General features: G+C 63.9%; 12 protein-coding genes. 5 read left to right on the top strand and 7 right to left on the bottom strand.

What is annotated here, in order from left to right; translation table 11 throughout:
- From ACTS1Z_RS16160 to ACTS1Z_RS16140, 5 genes are all read left to right on the top strand, one after another.
- Window positions 1–327, top strand: a 327-nt coding sequence (locus tag ACTS1Z_RS16160) for an ATP-binding cassette domain-containing protein (protein WP_442625510.1), incomplete at its 5' end; no start/stop codon positions are given.
- Window positions 324–2,852 (top strand): ABC transporter permease, encoded by a 2,529-nt coding sequence (locus ACTS1Z_RS16155; RefSeq protein ID WP_442625509.1) that lies wholly within the window; start codon window positions 324–326, stop codon window positions 2,850–2,852. The genes ACTS1Z_RS16160 and ACTS1Z_RS16155, both read left to right, overlap by 4 nt.
- Before the next feature lie 94 nt (window positions 2,853–2,946).
- Window positions 2,947–4,143, top strand: a complete 1,197-nt coding sequence (locus ACTS1Z_RS16150) for an acyl-CoA dehydrogenase family protein (RefSeq protein ID WP_442625508.1) — start codon at window positions 2,947–2,949, stop codon at window positions 4,141–4,143.
- A 29-nt stretch (window positions 4,144–4,172) separates the two neighbouring features.
- Window positions 4,173–5,312 (top strand): acyl-CoA dehydrogenase family protein, encoded by a 1,140-nt coding sequence (locus ACTS1Z_RS16145; protein ID WP_442625507.1) that lies wholly within the window; start codon window positions 4,173–4,175, stop codon window positions 5,310–5,312.
- Between the two features lie 137 nt (window positions 5,313–5,449).
- The gene (locus ACTS1Z_RS16140) at window positions 5,450–6,805 is read left to right on the top strand and encodes an ABC1 kinase family protein (RefSeq protein WP_442625506.1); all 1,356 of its coding nucleotides are present in this window, start codon (window positions 5,450–5,452) and stop codon (window positions 6,803–6,805) included.
- A gap of 16 nt (window positions 6,806–6,821) precedes the next feature.
- Here the strand turns inward: ACTS1Z_RS16140 and ACTS1Z_RS16135 are convergent, their stop codons facing one another.
- The 7 genes from ACTS1Z_RS16135 to ACTS1Z_RS16105 all read right to left on the bottom strand — a co-directional run bounded on the left by ACTS1Z_RS16135 (window position 6,822) and on the right by ACTS1Z_RS16105 (window position 16,940).
- Window positions 6,822–8,075, bottom strand: a complete 1,254-nt coding sequence (locus tag ACTS1Z_RS16135; protein ID WP_442625505.1) for an acetyl-CoA C-acetyltransferase — start codon at window positions 8,073–8,075, stop codon at window positions 6,822–6,824.
- 43 nt (window positions 8,076–8,118) lie between these two features.
- Window positions 8,119–9,306, bottom strand: a complete 1,188-nt coding sequence (locus ACTS1Z_RS16130; RefSeq protein WP_442625504.1) for an acyl-CoA dehydrogenase family protein — start codon at window positions 9,304–9,306, stop codon at window positions 8,119–8,121.
- A 16-nt stretch (window positions 9,307–9,322) separates the two neighbouring features.
- Window positions 9,323–10,438, bottom strand: coding sequence for an acyl-CoA dehydrogenase family protein (locus tag ACTS1Z_RS16125; RefSeq protein WP_442625503.1), 1,116 nt, complete (start codon window positions 10,436–10,438; stop codon window positions 9,323–9,325).
- 109 nt (window positions 10,439–10,547) lie between these two features.
- Window positions 10,548–13,223, bottom strand: coding sequence for a phosphoenolpyruvate carboxylase (gene ppc / locus ACTS1Z_RS16120; RefSeq protein WP_442625502.1), 2,676 nt, complete (start codon window positions 13,221–13,223; stop codon window positions 10,548–10,550).
- Between the two features lie 65 nt (window positions 13,224–13,288).
- Window positions 13,289–14,449, bottom strand: a complete 1,161-nt coding sequence (galK, locus tag ACTS1Z_RS16115) for a galactokinase (protein WP_442625501.1) — start codon at window positions 14,447–14,449, stop codon at window positions 13,289–13,291.
- Entirely contained in the window at window positions 14,446–15,477 is a 1,032-nt protein-coding gene (locus tag ACTS1Z_RS16110; RefSeq protein ID WP_442625500.1) for a UDP-glucose--hexose-1-phosphate uridylyltransferase, read from the bottom strand. The genes galK and ACTS1Z_RS16110 overlap by 4 nt, the downstream gene beginning before the upstream one ends.
- Window positions 15,477–16,940 carry a sodium:solute symporter family transporter gene (locus ACTS1Z_RS16105; RefSeq protein WP_442625499.1) on the bottom strand — a complete coding sequence of 488 codons (1,464 nt, stop codon included), beginning with the start codon at window positions 16,938–16,940 and terminating at the stop codon, window positions 15,477–15,479. Before ACTS1Z_RS16105 ends, ACTS1Z_RS16110 begins: the two co-directional genes overlap by 1 nt.
- Between the last annotated feature and the right edge of the window lie 63 nt (window positions 16,941–17,003).

The following is a 17,003-nucleotide window of genomic DNA, read 5'->3' as shown; positions in this document are numbered from 1 at the left end:
GCGTTCGACGTCGCGACCACCGAGTTGGAAGCGGTGGGAATCGGCCATCGCCTCGGCCATTATCCGACCCAGCTGTCAGGCGGCGAGCAGCAGCGCGTCGCCATCGCCCGCGCGCTCGCACCCGGTCCGAAGATCGTCTTCGCGGACGAGCCGACCGGCAATCTCGACGCGGCGACGGGCGGGTCGATCATCGATGTGCTGTTCGACCGCAAGGCGGCGGCGGAGTCGACGCTCGTGATCATCACGCACGATGTAAGCCTCGCGGAACGCTGCGACCGGATCGTCGAAATGAAGGACGGCAAGATCGTCGCGGATCGGCGTCCGTGAACACGCTGGGCTGGAAAGCGAGCGCCAGGATCGCCTGGCGCGATCTCAGCGGCGGCTTTCGCGGCCTGCGCCTTCTTTTCATCTGCCTCTTTCTCGGTGTCGCGACGCTGGCTGCCATCGGCAGCCTGACCGCGTCGATCACGGGCGAGCTCTCCGAGCGCGGCCAGACGATGCTCGGCGGCGATGTCGAGATCGCGATGACGCAGCGCGAAGCCGAGCCCGAAGAACTTGCGGCGATGCGCGAAACCGGCGATCTGAGCGAGACAATCCGCATGCGCGCTATGGCGCAAATCGCGGACCCCGACGCCGCTGCGGACGGGCCGCAAGCGGTGCTCAGCGAGCTGAAGGGCGTCGATAACGCCTATCCGCTCTATGGCGAGCTGGTCCTCGAGAACGGCACACAGGCCGATGCGCTGTCGCCCGACGATATCGTGATTGGCCAGACGCTAGCCGACCGGCTGCAGATCGCGCCAGGCGATCCGCTCCGCTATGGCGAAGCGACGTTCACGATCCGCGATATCATCGTCGATGAGCCAGACCGGGTGGGCGAGGGCTTCACGCTCGGCCCCGTCGCCATCACCTCAATAGAGGGTCTGCGCCGCACCGGGCTGATCCAGCCGGGCAGCCTGTATGAGAGTAAATACCGTATCCGCCTTGCGCCTGGGGTCGATCCGGCGTCCACTGTGGACGACCTACAGGAGCGCTTTCCGTCGGCCGGCTGGGAATTCAAGGACCGCGACCGCGCTTCGCCCGGCGCATTCCGCTTTTTCGAGCGGATGGGGCAGTTCCTCTCGCTGATCGGGCTGACCGCGCTGATCATCGCGGGCATCGGCGTCGGCAACGGCGTTGCCTCTTATCTCGGGCGCAAGCGGCCTGGCATCGCGACGCTTAAGATCCTCGGCGCGACGTCTGCCGATATCGCGCGTATCTATGCCGTGCAGATCGGTATCGTCACGCTCTGCGCCATAGCCGTCGGACTGGCGGTCGGCGCGCTCGCGACGCCGCTGATCGTGACGGCGCTCGGCGACCTGCTGCCGGTTGCGCCGGGCATTTCGGTGCATCCGATACCGCTGGTTATCGCCGCCGCCTATGGCGTCCTGATCGCCACCATGTTCGTGTTGCCGCCGCTGGCACGCGCGCGCACCGAGCCCGCCGCCGCACTATTCCGCAGCCTTGTCGAACGGCATAACCCGATCGGCACCGGCACGATCCTGCGCATCGCGCTGGCCGGTGCTGCAATCGTCGCTATCGCGCTGCTGAGTGCACGTGAGCCCATATTCTCGGCCATCGTAATGGGCGCGACTGGCGGCGTGCTGCTGTTCCTCTATGCGCTGGGCTGGGGCGTTCGCGCGCTGGCGAAGCGCGTCCCGCGGCCGCGCAGTCCGATGCTGCGGCTGGCTGTGACCAACCTCCACCGTCCGGGATCGCAGTCCCCCGCTATCGTGATAGCACTCGGCCTGGCGCTGACATTGTTCGTGACGCTGGCGGGCATCCAGACGAGCCTGACATCGGAAATCCGCACGACCGTGCCTGAGCGCGCGCCCGATCTCTTCATTCTCGATATTCCGGTGGCCGAGGAAGCGCGGTTTCGACAGATCGTCGACGAAGAGGCGAACGGCACGGAGCTCAATCTCGTGCCGACACTGCGCGGGACGATCGTCGAATTTGGTGGCCAGCGGGTCGCCGATCTCGAGGAATTGCCGGAAGGCGCCTGGTTCCTGCGCGGCGAACGCGGCGTCACCTATAGCGCCGTCCTGCCCGAAGGCAGTGAGCTGACGGCCGGCGAATGGTGGCCGGCCGATTATGACGGTCCGCCGCTCATCTCGCTCGATCGCGAGGCGGCAAGCGTCATGAATGTCGGGCTCGGCGATACGATCGTCGTCAGCATATTGGGCCGCGAGATCGAGACCGAGATCGCTTCCTTACGCGAAGTGAATTGGGACACGATGGGCTTCAATTATATCATGGTCATGTCGCCCAACACGCTGCGCGACGCGCCGCACACGCTGGCCTCGACGCTCGCGATCGAAAGCGGCGATGAGGCGCAACTGTCGCGCGCGGTGCTCGGCGCCTTCCCCTCGGTGTCGATCATCGAGGTACGCGAGATTATCGGTCAGGTTACCACATTGCTCGGCCAGATGGCGACGGCGATCATTGCGGCGGCCATGGTATCGATCATCGCTGGGATCGCCGTGCTGATCGGCGCCATCGCGGCGTCCAACCAGGCGCGCAGCTATGACAGCGTCATCATGCGCACGCTTGGCGCGACCAAGGGACAGATCATGCTGACCCAAGCGATCGAATATGCGCTGCTCGCCGCGGTGCTGGCGTTCGTCGCCTTGGCACTCGGCCTTGTCGCCGGATGGAGCGTGATCGTGCTGATCTTCGAGTTCGCCTGGTCGCCCGACTGGGCCGTTGTGCTCGGGACTTTGGCGGCGGGCACGATCCTGACGCTCGGCATCGGTTTGGTGAGCGCGATACCGCTGATGTCGGTCCGCCCGGCACGCGCTCTGCGCCAGCTCTAGGCTCGTATCGTCTACGACATGACCTCAAGTGTCCCTTCCGCATGGCGAACAGTCGTGTAAACAGGGCAGCAAGACATGCGAGGAGAGTGATCCGATGAATCTCGAGTTCAGCCCCGAAGAACAGGCGTTCCGCGACGAAGTGCGCAGCTTCATTGCCGAAAACTACCCGTCCGACATATCGGGGAGCGGCCTGCGTGACGATCTGTCGCCGGAAGACATGGTCGCCTGGCACAAGATTCTCGGCAAAAAGGGCTGGTCTGTCCCGGCCTGGCCGGTGGAATATGGCGGCACCGGCTGGACGCCGACGCAGCGCTATATCTGGTCGGAGGAAAATGCCCGGGTCAACGCGATCATGCCGCTCCCGTTCGGTGTCTCCATGGTTGGCCCGGTCATCTACACGTTCGGTAATGACGCGCAGAAGGAGCAGCATCTGCCCGGCATTCGCAGCGGCGACGTCTGGTGGTGCCAGGGCTATTCGGAGCCGGGCGCCGGATCCGATCTCGCCTCGCTCAAGACGACCGCGGTGCGCGACGGCGATCATTATGTGATCAACGGCCAGAAGACCTGGACGACGCTTGCCCAGCATGCCGATTGGGGCTTCTTCCTGTGCCGCACCGATCCTGATGCCGCCAAGCCGCAGGAGGGCATCAGCTTCATCCTTGTCGACATGAAAACGCCGGGCATCGAAGTGCGGCCGATCAAGCTCATCGACGGTGGCTACGAGGTCAACGAAACCTGGCTCACCGATGTCCGCGTACCGGTCGAAAATCTGGTCGGCGAGGAGAATAAGGGATGGACCTACGCCAAGTTCCTGCTCGCGCATGAGCGCTCGGGCATAGCCGGCGTCGCGCGTTCGAAGCGGGCTGTTTCGCAGTTGAGAGAGATTGCGAAGGCCGAAATGCTCGATGACAAGCCCTTGATGCAAGATTTTGATTTCGCACGGAAAGTCAGTCAGCTCGAAATCGATCTCGCGGCGCTCGAAATGACCGAGCTGCGCACGCTGGCTAGCGAACAGGCGGGCAAGGGACCGGGCCCGGAGAGTTCGATCCTCAAGATCAAGGGAACCGAAATCCAGCAGCGCCTGACCGAGCTCACGCTCGAAGCCGTCGGCCATTACGGCACGCCCTATTATCGCGACCTCGCCGACGCCGGATCGAACGAATATCCGATCGGCCCGGACTATGCGCAGCACTCGGCCGCGACCTATTTCAACATGCGCAAGACGTCGATCTATGGCGGATCCAACGAGATCCAGCGCAACATCATCAGCAAAATGATTCTCGGCCTCTAAACACAGCCTGAGATACCGGGAGGGACAGCGTGGATTTCAACTTCACCGACGAACAAACCATGGTGCGCGACAGTCTGAGCCGGCTGGTCCGCGAGAATTACGATTTCGATACCCGCCGGTCGGTCGTGGAGGGCGAGGCCGGATGGCGGCCGGAAATCTGGGTGCAGCTTGCCGAGCTCGGCCTGCTCGGTATGCCGTTTTCGGAAGCGGATGGCGGCTTTGGCGGCGGCGCGATCGATTCGATGATCGTCATGGAGGAATTCGGCAAAGGCCTGGTGGTCGAGCCCTATGTGCCGACAGTGGTGTGCGCAGGCGGCTTCTTCAAACATGCCGGGACCGATGCGCAAAAGGCCGAGCATATCGGCGGCATCGTTGACGGTAGCCGAGTCTATGCCTTCGCTTATGCCGAGCCGCGGGGCCGCTACGATCTCTTCGACCTCGAAACCACGGCCAAGAAGGATGGCGATGGCTATGTCTTGAACGGCCACAAGGCGGTCGTGATCGCCGCGCCCTGGGCCTCGCATCTGATCGTGACAGCCCGGACGTCCGGCGAACGCCGCGACAAGGACGGCATTACGGTCTTCGTCGTGGACAAGAGCAGCGAAGGCATAACCACGCGCGATTATCCGACAGTCGACGGCCGCCGCGCCTCGGAAGTCTACTTCGAAAATGTCGCCGTGCCCGCCGACGCGGTGATCGGGCAGGAAGGCAATGGCCTCGCGCTGATCGAGCTCGTGACCGACGAAGCGATCGCCGCGCAGTGCGCCGAAGCGTGCGGCGCGATGAAGGTCGCGCAGGAGATGACGGTCGATTATTCGCAGCAGCGCAAGCAGTTCGGCACGCCGATCGGCAAGTTTCAGGTGCTGCAGCACCGGATGGTCGACATGTTCGTCGAATATGAGCAGTCGGTATCGATGGCCTATCTCGCGACGCTGCGGCTCGGCGAAGACCATCGCGACCGCAAGATCGCCGTGTCGTCCGCCAAGGTGAAGATCGGCCAGGCCGCCCATCATGTCGGGCAGGAGGCCATCCAGATCCATGGCGGCATGGGCATGACGGACGAACTCGCTATCGGCCATTATTTCAAGCGGCTGACGATCTTCGATTCCGAGTTCGGCAATGTCGATCATCATATGAAACGGCATATGGCGCTCGTCGCCGAGCAGTAAGGCGCCGGATCGGGCGGCGATTGCGCGCCGGTGGGCGACTGTTCGCGCGGACAGGTTTCAAACAGGCGGAAAGCCGTGTCTGATCATGGCGAAGGGAGCCGCGCGCGCGAACGAATGGATATGATGGCCGCCAACTTATGAACGACACTCCGCCATCCGACGGAAACAACCGCCGGTCGCGTGCCGTGCCCAAGTCGCGCCTGTCGCGCCTCGGGTCATTCGGCCGGTTGGCGGGTAGCGTCGCCGGCGGCGTGCTGACCGAGGGCACCCGCCGCCTCGCTACCGGCGAACGCCCGCGTATGCGTGATCTCGTCCTGACGCCGCGCAACGCCACCAAGCTTGCTGACCGGCTCTCCCATCTGCGCGGGGCCGCGATGAAGATGGGGCAGATGATATCGATGGATGCGGGCGAGATGCTGCCCAAGGAGCTGTCCGACATCCTGGCGCGCCTGCGGGATCAGGCGCACCACATGCCGCCGCAGCAGCTCAACAAGGTTTTGCAGCAGGAATGGGGCAAGGATTGGCGGGCGCGCTTTTCCTATTTCAACGCGACACCGCTGGCAGCCGCTTCGATCGGGCAGGTCCATCGCGCGACGACCAAGGATGGCCGCGATGTCGCGGTGAAGGTGCAATATCCGGGGGTGCGCGAGAGCATCGATGCCGATGTCGACAATGTCGCCACACTTCTGCGCGTGTCCGGCCTGCTGCCGAAGGAGCTGGAAATCGCCCCGCTGCTCGAGGAAGCCAAGCGCCAGCTTCACGCTGAAGCCGATTATATCCGCGAGGGGGAGCAGATGCGGGCCTATGGCGAGCGGCTTGCGGACGAAGCGGACTATGTTGTGCCCGAGCTGCAGTCCGATTTCACCACCGAGCGCGTGCTTGCGATGACGTTCGTTGCAGGCAGGCCGATCGAGACGGCCGAGCATGAAAGCCAGGCGTTTCGCGATACGCTGATGACGGCGCTGGTGCGGCTGGTGCTGCGCGAAATGTTCGAGTTCGGGGTCATGCAGACCGATCCGAATTTCGCCAATTACCGCTATCAACCGGAAACTGGGAAGCTCGTCCTGCTCGATTTCGGCGCGACGCGGCCCGTCGATCCAGGGACGGCCGATGCCTATCGCGCGCTGCTCCTATCGGGTCTTTCGAAGGATCGCGATGCCGTGCGGTCCGCCGCGCTCGCGGCCGGGTTCATCAGTCAGACGGCGGTCAGCCGCCATCGCACGCTCGTCGACGAGATGATCGATATCGTGATCGAAGAAATGAACCGCGAGGATGCCTTCGATTTCGGCGACCGGGCCTTTGTCGGCGTGTTGCGCGAGCAGGGCATGGCGGTCGCCGAAGACCGCGCGAGCTGGCACATACCGCCCGCCGAAACGCTGTTCGTGCAACGCAAGGTCAGCGGCACGGCGCTGATCGCCGCCCGGCTCAAGGCGCGCGTCGATATCCGCGCCATGATCCTGGAATTTCTGGGCGAAGAACTGCCGGCCGCGTGACCCGCGCGGATTGCCGTCACATCCGTTCGATAATCACCGCCGGGGCCATGCCGCCGGCCGCGCACATGGTCACCAGCCCGAGCTGCTTGTCCTGCCGTTCCAGCTCATCGACCATCGTGCCGATCAGAACCGAGCCGGTGGCACCGATCGGATGGCCGAGCGCGATCGCGCCACCATTGACGTTCACTGTATCGCGATCGAGATCGAGGTCGCGCTGGAATTTCTCTGCGACCACGGCGAAGGCCTCGTTGATCTCCCACAGATCGATATCGTCTTTGGTCATCCCCGCCTTTTCAAGCACCTTCTTTGCGGCGGGAACGGGCGCGTTGAGCATCAGCGTCGGATCGTCGCCCATATTGGCGGTGCGCACGATCCGCGCGCGCGGCTTAAGGCCATGGGCGTCGGCATAGTCCTTAGACGCGAGCAGCACTGCCGCCGCGCCATCGACGACGCCCGAGCTGTTGCCGGCATGGTGGAAATGCCTGATCTCGAGATCGGGATATTTCTGGTTGATCAGCTTGCGGAAGGTCAGCCCGTCCTCGTTGAGAGGTATGTCCGCGAGCTTGGCAAAGCTCGGCTCCAGCTGGGCCAGCCCTTCTGCGGTCGTCTGCGGGCGCGGAAATTCTTCCTTGTCGAGCGCGACCGAACCGTCTTCGTTGAGCACGGGGATCAGGCTCTTGTCGAACCGGCCCTCGTCGATCGCGCGTGCCGCGCGCTTCTGGCTTTCGAGGCCCACAGCGTCCAAGGCCTCGCGATCGATGCCTTCCATCGAGGCGATGGCATCGCCGCATACGCCCTGATGCGATTGCGGGTGGATTTTCTGAAGATGCTCGTTGCCCGAGCCCATCATCGCCGGACCGAGTCCGGCCGCCATTTCCTCGCGACCGCGATCGGCCGTGTAGCTCATCATCTCCGTGCCGCCCGCGACGACCAGGTCTTCCATGCCGGCCATGATCTGCGCCGCCGCGAAATTCACACTGGTGATGCCGCCGCCGCAGAAGCGGTCGAGCGTGGTCCCTGAGGTGCGGATATCGTATCCGGCATCGAGCGCTGCCATGCGCCCCAGATCGCCGCCCTGTTTGCCCTTCTGCGTCGAGGTCGACCAGATTACGTCCTCGACATCGGCCGTGTCGATATCGTTGCGTTCGGCGATGGCCTTGAGCACGGTGGCGGCGAGATGCTGCGGATGGAGATGGGCAAGCGATCCCTTGCCGGTCTTGCCGATGCCGCGCGGCGTGCGGCAGGCGTCGATGATATAGGCTTCGGCCATGGGAAGGTCCTTTCCGTAGTGTTCTGTCGGCGCGCGGTACGGGCTAGAGCTCGCTGAACGCCTTGTCCTTGTCGACTCGCACATCCTGCGGCAGGCCGAGCACGCGTTCCGCGATGATGTTCTTCAAAATCTCGTCCGTGCCGCCCGCGATGCGCAGGCCCGGCGCCCACATGAAGCTTTGCTGGAAGATCGCATCGGCCGGGGCTTTGTCGTCATCGTTGATGATGCCGTAATGGTCCTGCATTTCGATGGCGCTGTTGCAAATATCCTGCAGATGGTTGGCGGTGATGATCTTGCCGATGCTGTTTTCCGGCCCCGGCGTTTCGCCGCGCGACAGCGCCGTCTGCGTGCGGAACTTGGCAAGCTTGTAGCCCTGCGCGGCGACGTACCAATCGGCGAGCTTGGCGCGGAAGGCGGCATCGCTCAGTGTGCCGGCGTCGCGGGCATAGTCCATGATTTCCTGCCAGTCCGGCCCCGGCGATCCACCGACCGCGAGTCGCTCGTTCATCAGCGTGACGATCGCGACCTTCCAGCCCTGGCCCGGTTCGCCGAGCCGGTCGCTGTCGGGAATGCGCACGTCCGTAAAGTAGACCTCGTTGAACTCGCGTCCGCCCGACGCCTGGTGGATCGGCCGTACTTCGACGCCGGGATCCTTCATGTTCACGATGAACATGGTGAGGCCCTTGTGCTTGGGCACGTCGGGATCGGTGCGGGTCAAGAGGATGCCGTAATCGGAAAATTGTGCGCCCGTCGTCCACACCTTCTGGCCATTGACGACCCAGTCGTCGCCGTCGCGCACGGCCTTGGTCTTGAGGCCGGCAACATCCGATCCGGCGGCCGGCTCGGAAAAGAGCTGACACCAGATTTCCTCGCCGTGCAGCGCTTTTTTGACGTAGCGCTCCTTATGCGCATCGGTACCGAAGGCGATAACGGTGGGGACGCACATGCCGAGGCCGATCGCGAACGGGGCTGTCGGCGCGTCGAATTGCGCTTCTTCCTGATTCCAGATCACCTGCTGCATCGGTGTGCCGCCGCGTCCGCCCATGGCTTCGGGCCATGTGATCTGCGCGAAGCGGTTTTCCGCCTTGATATTCTGCCACTCCTTGGCGCGCTTCATATAGCTGTCGTCGCGGTTCGGCCGTCCGGCTTCCTTCTTGTCGAGATGCTGTTCTAGAAAGGCGCGGGCTTCGGCGCGGAATTCGGCCTCTTCGGGGGTGTCGTTGAAGTCCATCTGTTTTGTCCTTCCTTTACGCGGCGTTCTTGATTTCGAGGGCGCGCACGAGCTTTTCCTTCCACTGGGCCGGTGCGCCGGCCTGGACGGCGAGCAGCTTTGCGCGGCGATAGAAGAGGTGGCAATCGACCTCCCAGGTAAAGCCCATGCCGCCATGCGTCTGGATGTTTTCCTTCGACGCGAACCAATAGGCGTCGCTCGCGGCAAGCCGCGCGGCGGCCGCCGCTTCGGGCAGCTCCGCCGCCCCGGTCGAAAGCGCCCAGGCGCCATAATAGGCGTTGGAGCGGCCGACCTCGTTCTTCACATACATATCGGCGAGCTTGTGCTTGATCGCCTGGTTACCGCCAATCGGCCGGCCAAAGGCATGGCGTTCCTTGGCGTACTCATTGGCCATTTCGAGGCAGCGCGAGGCACCGCCAATCTGTTCGAAGGCCAGCAGCACGGCGGCGCGGTTCATGATCTCATTGTAGAGGCTTTCGCCTTCGCCCGATCCGCCGAGCAGTTCGGCAGGCGCGCCGTCGAACGTGATTTCGGCATGGCTGCGCGTCGGCTCGATCGTCGACAGCGCGCTGCGCGTGACGCCGTCGCCGGTCAGATCGACGATAACTAGGCTCGCACTGCTGCCGTCCTTCGCGAGCACGACCGCATGGGTCGCGATATCGCCATCGGTAACGGGCACTTTGGTGCCGCTGAGCTTGCCGTCGGCGAAACTGGTCGAAAGCTTGGCGGCATCGACAGCGCCGGAACCTTCCGAAGCCGCGATGCAACCAATGACCGATCCGTCCGCCACCTTTGGGAGCAGCGCTGCCTTCTGTTCGTCCGAACCGGCGAGCTTCACGGCTTCGGCGAAGAAATAGGCGGTCGAGGCGAAGGGCACTGGCGCCAGCGCCCGCCCCAGTTCCTCCGCGATCACGCACAGTTCGAGCATGCCGAGGCCGAGCCCGCCATGCTCTTCAGAGATCGCGGTGCCCAGCCAGCCCATCTCGACGATTTCCGTCCAGAGACCCTCGTGATGGCTCTTCGCCTCGTCATCGAGCACTTCGCGGACATGCGCGGTCGTACATTTTGCGGCGAGAAATTTCCGCGCTTCTTCGCGCAGGAACTTCTGGTCTTCGGAAAAGTCGAAATTCATATGTCGGGAATCCTTGCCGGGTCTGGGAATCTGCTGAGTTCGCAGAATTGTCTATCGAAGCCGGCAATCGACATAAAGGGCATTCATGCGCGTGGAGGCCGTCTGCCCATCACCCGCTGTTTCGCAGTGCGGTCGCGATGGCGTTGATCGAGAGCTGGATACCTTCGGCCACACGCGGATCGTCTTCGCCGCTGCGATGGCGCTTGAGCAATTCGATCTGCAACAGGTTCAGCGGTTCGATATAGGGCAGGCGCAGGCGGATCGACGTGTCGAGCTTCGGCGTCTTCTCAAGCAGCCGCGACTGGCCGGTGATGTCGAGCAGGGCGTCGTGCGTGCGGCGCCACCCGTCCCGGATATCGCCGAAGATGGTGGATGCGAGATTCCGGTCCTCGACCAGATCGGCGTAGCGTTCGGCGATACCCATGTCGGATTTCGCCAACACCATCTCCATATTCCCAAGCGTCATTTTGAGGAACGGCCAATGCTCGGCCATTTCGCGCAGCAGCGCCGTGTCTTCAAAATCGCCCAGCGCATGGCCGACGCCGTACCAGCCGGGCAGCATCACGCGCGCCTGGCTCCAGGAGAAGACCCAGGGGATGGCGCGCAGATCCTCTATCGCGTCCGACGTTTTGCGGCTGGCGGGGCGCGAACCGATCTTGAGCGCGGCGATTTCGGCGATCGGCGTCATTTCCCGGAAGAAACGCGTGAAGCCGTCGGTCTCGTAGACCAGCGATCGATAGGCCCGGAAGGCGGTGGCCGAAAGTTCGTCCATTGCGGCGGAGAAACGCTGCTTGTCGCGCGGCGCGATCGTTTCGGGTTCGAGCGTTGCGAGCAGGGTCGCCGAAACCATGGAGTCGATATTCGCCGCAGCCGCGTCAGGCGTACCATATTTGGCGGCGATCACTTCGCCCTGTTCGGTGATCCGGATGCGGCCGTTCACGGTGCCGGCCGGCTGCCCCCGGATCGCGGCGAAGGCCGATCCGCCGCCGCGCCCGACCGATCCGCCCCGGCCGTGGAACAGCTGCATCGCCGCACCGGCTTCTTCGAACACCGGCGCCAGCGACTCGCTCGCCCGGCTCAGGACCCAGCCCGACGTCAGATAGCCGCCATCCTTGTTGGAATCGGAATAGCCTATCATCACTTCCTGATGGCCGCGCGCGGCCACGAGCGCCGCGATCTCGGGCAGCGCGAAATAGTCGCGCATGATCCCGGCCGCATGATCCAGATCGCCGATCGTTTCGAATAGGGGCACCGCCATGATCGCGGCGTGCGGCTGTTCGCCGGCCCGGTACAGCCCGGCCTCCTTGAGCAGGATGTGGACTTCGAGAAGGTCCGAGACCGTCTCGGTCATCGATACGATATAGTTGGTGATGCATTCGGGGCCGTAGCGGCGATGCGCCTGTGCCGCCGCCGCGATGATCGCCAGCTCCTTGGCGGTTTCGTCGGAATAATCGGCATGCGGCACGCGGAGCGGACGGGGCGAGGCGAGTTCGCGCCGGAGCAGGGCAATTCGTGCCTCCTCGTCCAGCGCCTCGTAATCGGTTTCGACGCCCGCCTCGGCTAGCAACTCCGCGACCGTGCGCGCATGCACGGCGCTGTTCTGGCGCAGGTCGAGCGTGGCGAGATGAAAGCCGAAGGTGCGCACCGCGCGGATGAGCCGGCCGAGCGCGCCGCTGGACGCCAGCGTCTCGCCGCCCGTGCTCGCGAGTGCCCGCGCGATGGTCCGCAGGTCGGCGTTGAACGCGTCGGGGCCGGGATAAGGGGCGCCACTGATATGCGCGGGCCGCGCGGGCGTGCTTCCGGTGAGCAGCTCATAGGTTGCGGCGAGCCGGGCATAGATGCCGGAAAGCGCGCGCCGATAGGGTTCGTCCTTTCGGCTCGGTGCCTCGTCGCCGCTCGCCTCGGCTAGCGCGAGAACGTCCTCGTCGACGTCGGAAAAGCCAGACGAAATGGACAGTTCCGCGCCGAGCGCGTGGAGCTCGTCCAGATAGGTCGAGATCGCGGTTTCCGCCGAGCGCCGGAGCGCCAGTTCCAGCGATTCCGCCGTCACATAGGGATTGCCGTCGCGATCGCCGCCGATCCAGCTGCCGAGCCGGAAGAAGCTGCGCGGGCGCGCGCCGAGCGCCTGTTCCCAGCGGTTGTAGAGCCCCGGAAGGATCTGCAGGAATACGTTGCGTAGATAGGAAAGCGCGTTCTCCACCTCGTCGGCGACGAACAACCGATCGAGCCGCAGCGGCCGTGTCTGCCAGAGTAGCGCGATCTGCCGGACGATCGAATCCTCGATATCGTCGCCCTGCGGCGTTTCGGTCCGGCCGCGATCGCGCAGCTTCATCAGCTCCGCGATACGATTGCGGTGGTCGATCACGCTCTTGCGGCGGACCTCGGTCGGATGTGCGGTGAGCACGGGGACGATCAGCGCGTCTTCGAGCATGGCGGCGACCGTCTCGCGCGCAATGCCGCTATCGGCGAGCCTGTCGAGCGCCGCGCTTACATCGATATCGTTATCCGCGAGCAGCGCCTGCCGGTCTTCGGCGAGATTGGCGAGCATCGAAAAGAGCATGAAGCCGCGCACGAAATCGAGCGTTTCGTCGAGCGTCAGCGCATCGAGCCCGGGATCTATCGCGTCCGACCCCTCGATCCCGCGATGGCGGTCGACGGATGCCGCGCGGATATATTCGGTGCGCTGGAAAAGCCGGTCGCCGCCATAGGCGCGGATGACGTCGCCGAGCAGCTTACCGAGAAAGCGGATGTCCGGATTCTGCGAAATGGGCGGACTATCGGTCATATCGGATCCCGGTCTGGCAGCGGTTATCGCGAGCCTCGTTCATCGACGAATTGCCCGCATCGTCGCTAGCATATCAGATGCGCGCCGGCCGATGGCCGAAAATTTCCGGCCGAGGCTGCGATGTCTGCGCTCCTGTTGTAACGGTTTTCGACGCAATCGATGACGGCATCCGCCATGTCTGCGGCCGTAATCGCCACCAGGCAGCCGCCAAAGCCGGCGCCGGTCATACGAGCACCGCCTCGATTGCCAATGACTTCCGCGATCATCGACACCAGCTTGTCGATTGCCGGGAGCGAGACTTCGAAATCGTCGCGCAGCGAGCGGTGCGACTGGCCCATCAGGCGAGACAGGGCCGGCAGATCGCCGGCCGCCAGCGCCGGGATTGCTGTCTCCACACGAGCGATTTCCGTGACGACATGACGCGCGCGGCGGAACAGTGTTTCATCCATATCGTGGCGGTTGCGGGCGAGCGTGTCGACATCGAGATCGCGCAACGCCGGGACGCCATAGTGGCGCGCCGCCGCCTCGCATTCGGCGCGGCGTTCGTTGAACCGGCTGTTCGTCAGCGTCCTGCGGATGCCCGAATCGATAATGACAATAGCGAGATCGTCGGCGATCGGCACCGGCCGGGTTTCGAGCGTTCGGCAATCGATCAGCAGTGCGGAGCCAGCCTCGCCGCAGGCCGAAGCCATCTGGTCCATGATGCCGCAGGCACAGCCGACATATTCGATTTCGGCCATCTGCGCGGCGCGTGCGAGATCGACAGGATCGACCGTAACGCCGGATAGCTGCGTCAGAGCCAGGCCCGTCGCCACCCCGAGCGATGCCGATGAGGAGAGTCCCGCGCCGATCGGCACATCCCCGGCAATTGCCAGCTTTGACGCGCGCAAGCCCACGCCCTGCTGCTGGAGGAAATGTGCCACTCCGCGGATGTGATTCTGCCAATCGCGCTCGGTGCGCTCGATGGGCGCGCCGGTCGCGAACGCATCGCTCTCACCGTCGAAGTCCGCGGCGAAGGACCGGATGTGCCCGTCATCGCTGTCGCCGATTGCGATCAACGTCTCCCGGTCGATCGCGCATGGCAGGACGAGCCCGTCATTATAGTCGCAATGCTCGCCGATGAGATTGACCCGGCCCGGCGCGCCGACGATGTGCGCGGGGGGATGGCCGTACGCTTGCTCGAAAGCGGCGCTTACCCGTTCGATCAAGGCTTCGCGCCGGTTCACCGCTCCTCCCGATAATGCCGGCCATCGACCGCGCGCAGCATTTCCGCCGCGCTTTCCGGGGTAAGGTCGCGCTGCGGCTCGGCGAGCATTTCATAGCCGACCATGAATTTCCGGACCGATGCCGAGCGGAGCAGCGGCGGATAGAAATGTGCGTGGAGCTGCCAGTGCGCGACGTCCGACTGCCCGAACGGCGCGCCATGCCAGCCCATCGAATAGGGAAAGCTGGTGCGGAACAGATTGTCGTTGCGCGCGGTCAATTCGCGCAAGGCGCGTGCGAGATCGTCGCGCTGTTTGTCGTCCAGCTCCGGCATGCGCTGGATAGGGAACCGGGGGAGGAGCAGCGTTTCGAACGGCCAGCTCGCCCAATAGGGCACGATGGCGAGCCAATGCGCCGTTTCGACCACGGTGCGGACGCCATCGGCCTGTTCGCGTTCGGCCAGCGCGAGCAGCATCGGTGCGCCATGCTCTTTCGCGAATGCGGCCTGGTTGCGGTCCTCGGCCAGCACTTCGTCCGGCACATGCGCGCTCGCCCAGATCTGGCCGTGCGGGTGCGGGTTGGAGCAGCCCATCATCGCGCCCTTATTCTCGAAAATCTGGACGCTCGGATATCTTGCGCCGAGTACGCGGCTCTCTTCGCACCAAGTGTCGATGATGCGGCGTATCTGCGCTTCGGAGAGTTCAGGCAGCGTCTTTCCATGGTCGGGCGAGAAGCACAGCACCCGGCAGGCGCCGCCGGTTTCCTCGGCCATGAACAGCGGATCGCTTTCAGATGCGCTATCCGGATTATCCGTCAACGCGCTGAAATCGTTATCGAACACATAAACCCCGTCATAATCGGGATTGCGCGCGCCATTCTTGCGGACATTGCCCGGGCAGAGATAGCATTCGGGATCATGGCTCGGCGGGGGTGGCTGCGGCGGTTCGTCCGCACCTTGCCATGGCCGGTCGAGACGGTGCGGCGATACCAGCACCCACCCTCCGCTCAGCGGATTGCGGCGGCGATGCGGCTTGGCGGGATCGACAGGCATCAGGCGGCGGCCTTGGGTGAAAGGAAGAACTCGGCGCGATTGCCCAGTATTATGCGATTGGTCAATAGCGCTGCAATCACCGATGTCGCCAGGGTGACGACCATGAAATCGATATAGTGCATGGTGATGATGCCGGCCGGTTCCAGCCGGAAGGTGTAGAGGCCGTAGAGCAGCACGCCCCAGATAACTCCGCCGATGGCCGCCGGCGCCGCGACGTTGCGAAACAGCAAGCCCGCGACAAAGGCCGACAGGATCGGCATCGAGAGCAGGCCGTTCAGCTGCTGCAGCAGATTGATGATGCTTTCGGCATTCTGATAGAGCGGCACCAGCATGATCGCGACGACCGTAAGCAGGACGGAAACGGCGGCGGCGAGCTTCCAGTGATCGTTGACCTCGCCGATGAACTGCTCGTGGAAATCGACCGAATAGAGTGCGACCGAGCTGTTCAGCACCGCGCTGAATGTCGTGATGACCGCGGCGGCAACCATCGCGGCGAATGCGCCCGACAGCCAGGCGGGCAGCACTTCGGCGACAAGCCGTCCATAGGCCGCGTCGCCGATATCGCCGAACAGCTTGTAAGCGACCACGCCGGGGATCACGACGATGGGCGGCACGATAAGGATGCGGACGATCGCCGCCGCCATCACGCCTTTCTGGGCCTCCTTCACAGTCGGCGCGGCCATAGCGCGCTGGGTGATATTCTGGTTCGTCGACCAGTAGAATATCTGGATGAAGATCATCCCCGTGAACAGCGTATGGAAGGGGATCGGCGAATCCGGCCCACCGATCATGCTCAGCCGCTCCATCGGCACATCGCTCACGATGTCCCAGTCGACTGCCGCCAGCGCGAGGATCACGATCAGCACGGCCAGCCCGAGAATGCCTATGCCGGAGTAAGTGTCCATCACCGCGACCGCGCGTAGGCCGCCGAAAATCGTATAGGCGGCCGAGATGACAGCGAGAATGCCGGCGAAAAACAGGATCGGCATCGTGCTGCCGAACAGCGACTGCATGAACAGCCCGCCCGAATAAAGCGCGGCGGGCAGATAGATCAGGATATTGCCGAACAGGAACAGCGCGGAGATGAGCGTCCGGATGCTGCGTCCGCCATAGCGCTTTTCGAGCAGCTCGGTGACGGTCGTGCAATTGTTGCGATAATAGATCGGCACGAAGACGAAGGCCAGGATCAGTAGCCCGAAAAAGCCGCAAATCTCCCACCACGCAAGCAGCAGCATCTGGTTCCCGTTCATGCCGACAAGCTGGTCGGTCGAGAGATTGGTCAGCGTGATCGACCCGGCGACGAACAGCCAGCTCAGCCCGCCGCCGGCGAGAAAGACATCCTTACTCGATCCGTCATGCTTGGCGCGGCGAATCTTGAGCCAGGTGGCGAGACCGACCAGAGCCGTGAGCGCGATGCAGACGATGATCTGGACGCCGCTGGCCGTCGGGTTGGTGCCGAGCATGTACGAAATTCCCCCGCTGAATGCGGCTTTAGAGACCAAGACGCGCGCCGCCGCAAGCGATCC

The sequence above is a fragment of the Parasphingopyxis sp. genome (genome assembly GCF_052168295.1).
Classification (GTDB): domain Bacteria; phylum Pseudomonadota; class Alphaproteobacteria; order Sphingomonadales; family Sphingomonadaceae; genus Parasphingopyxis.
This window is presented reverse-complemented; position numbering and strand designations above follow the sequence as displayed.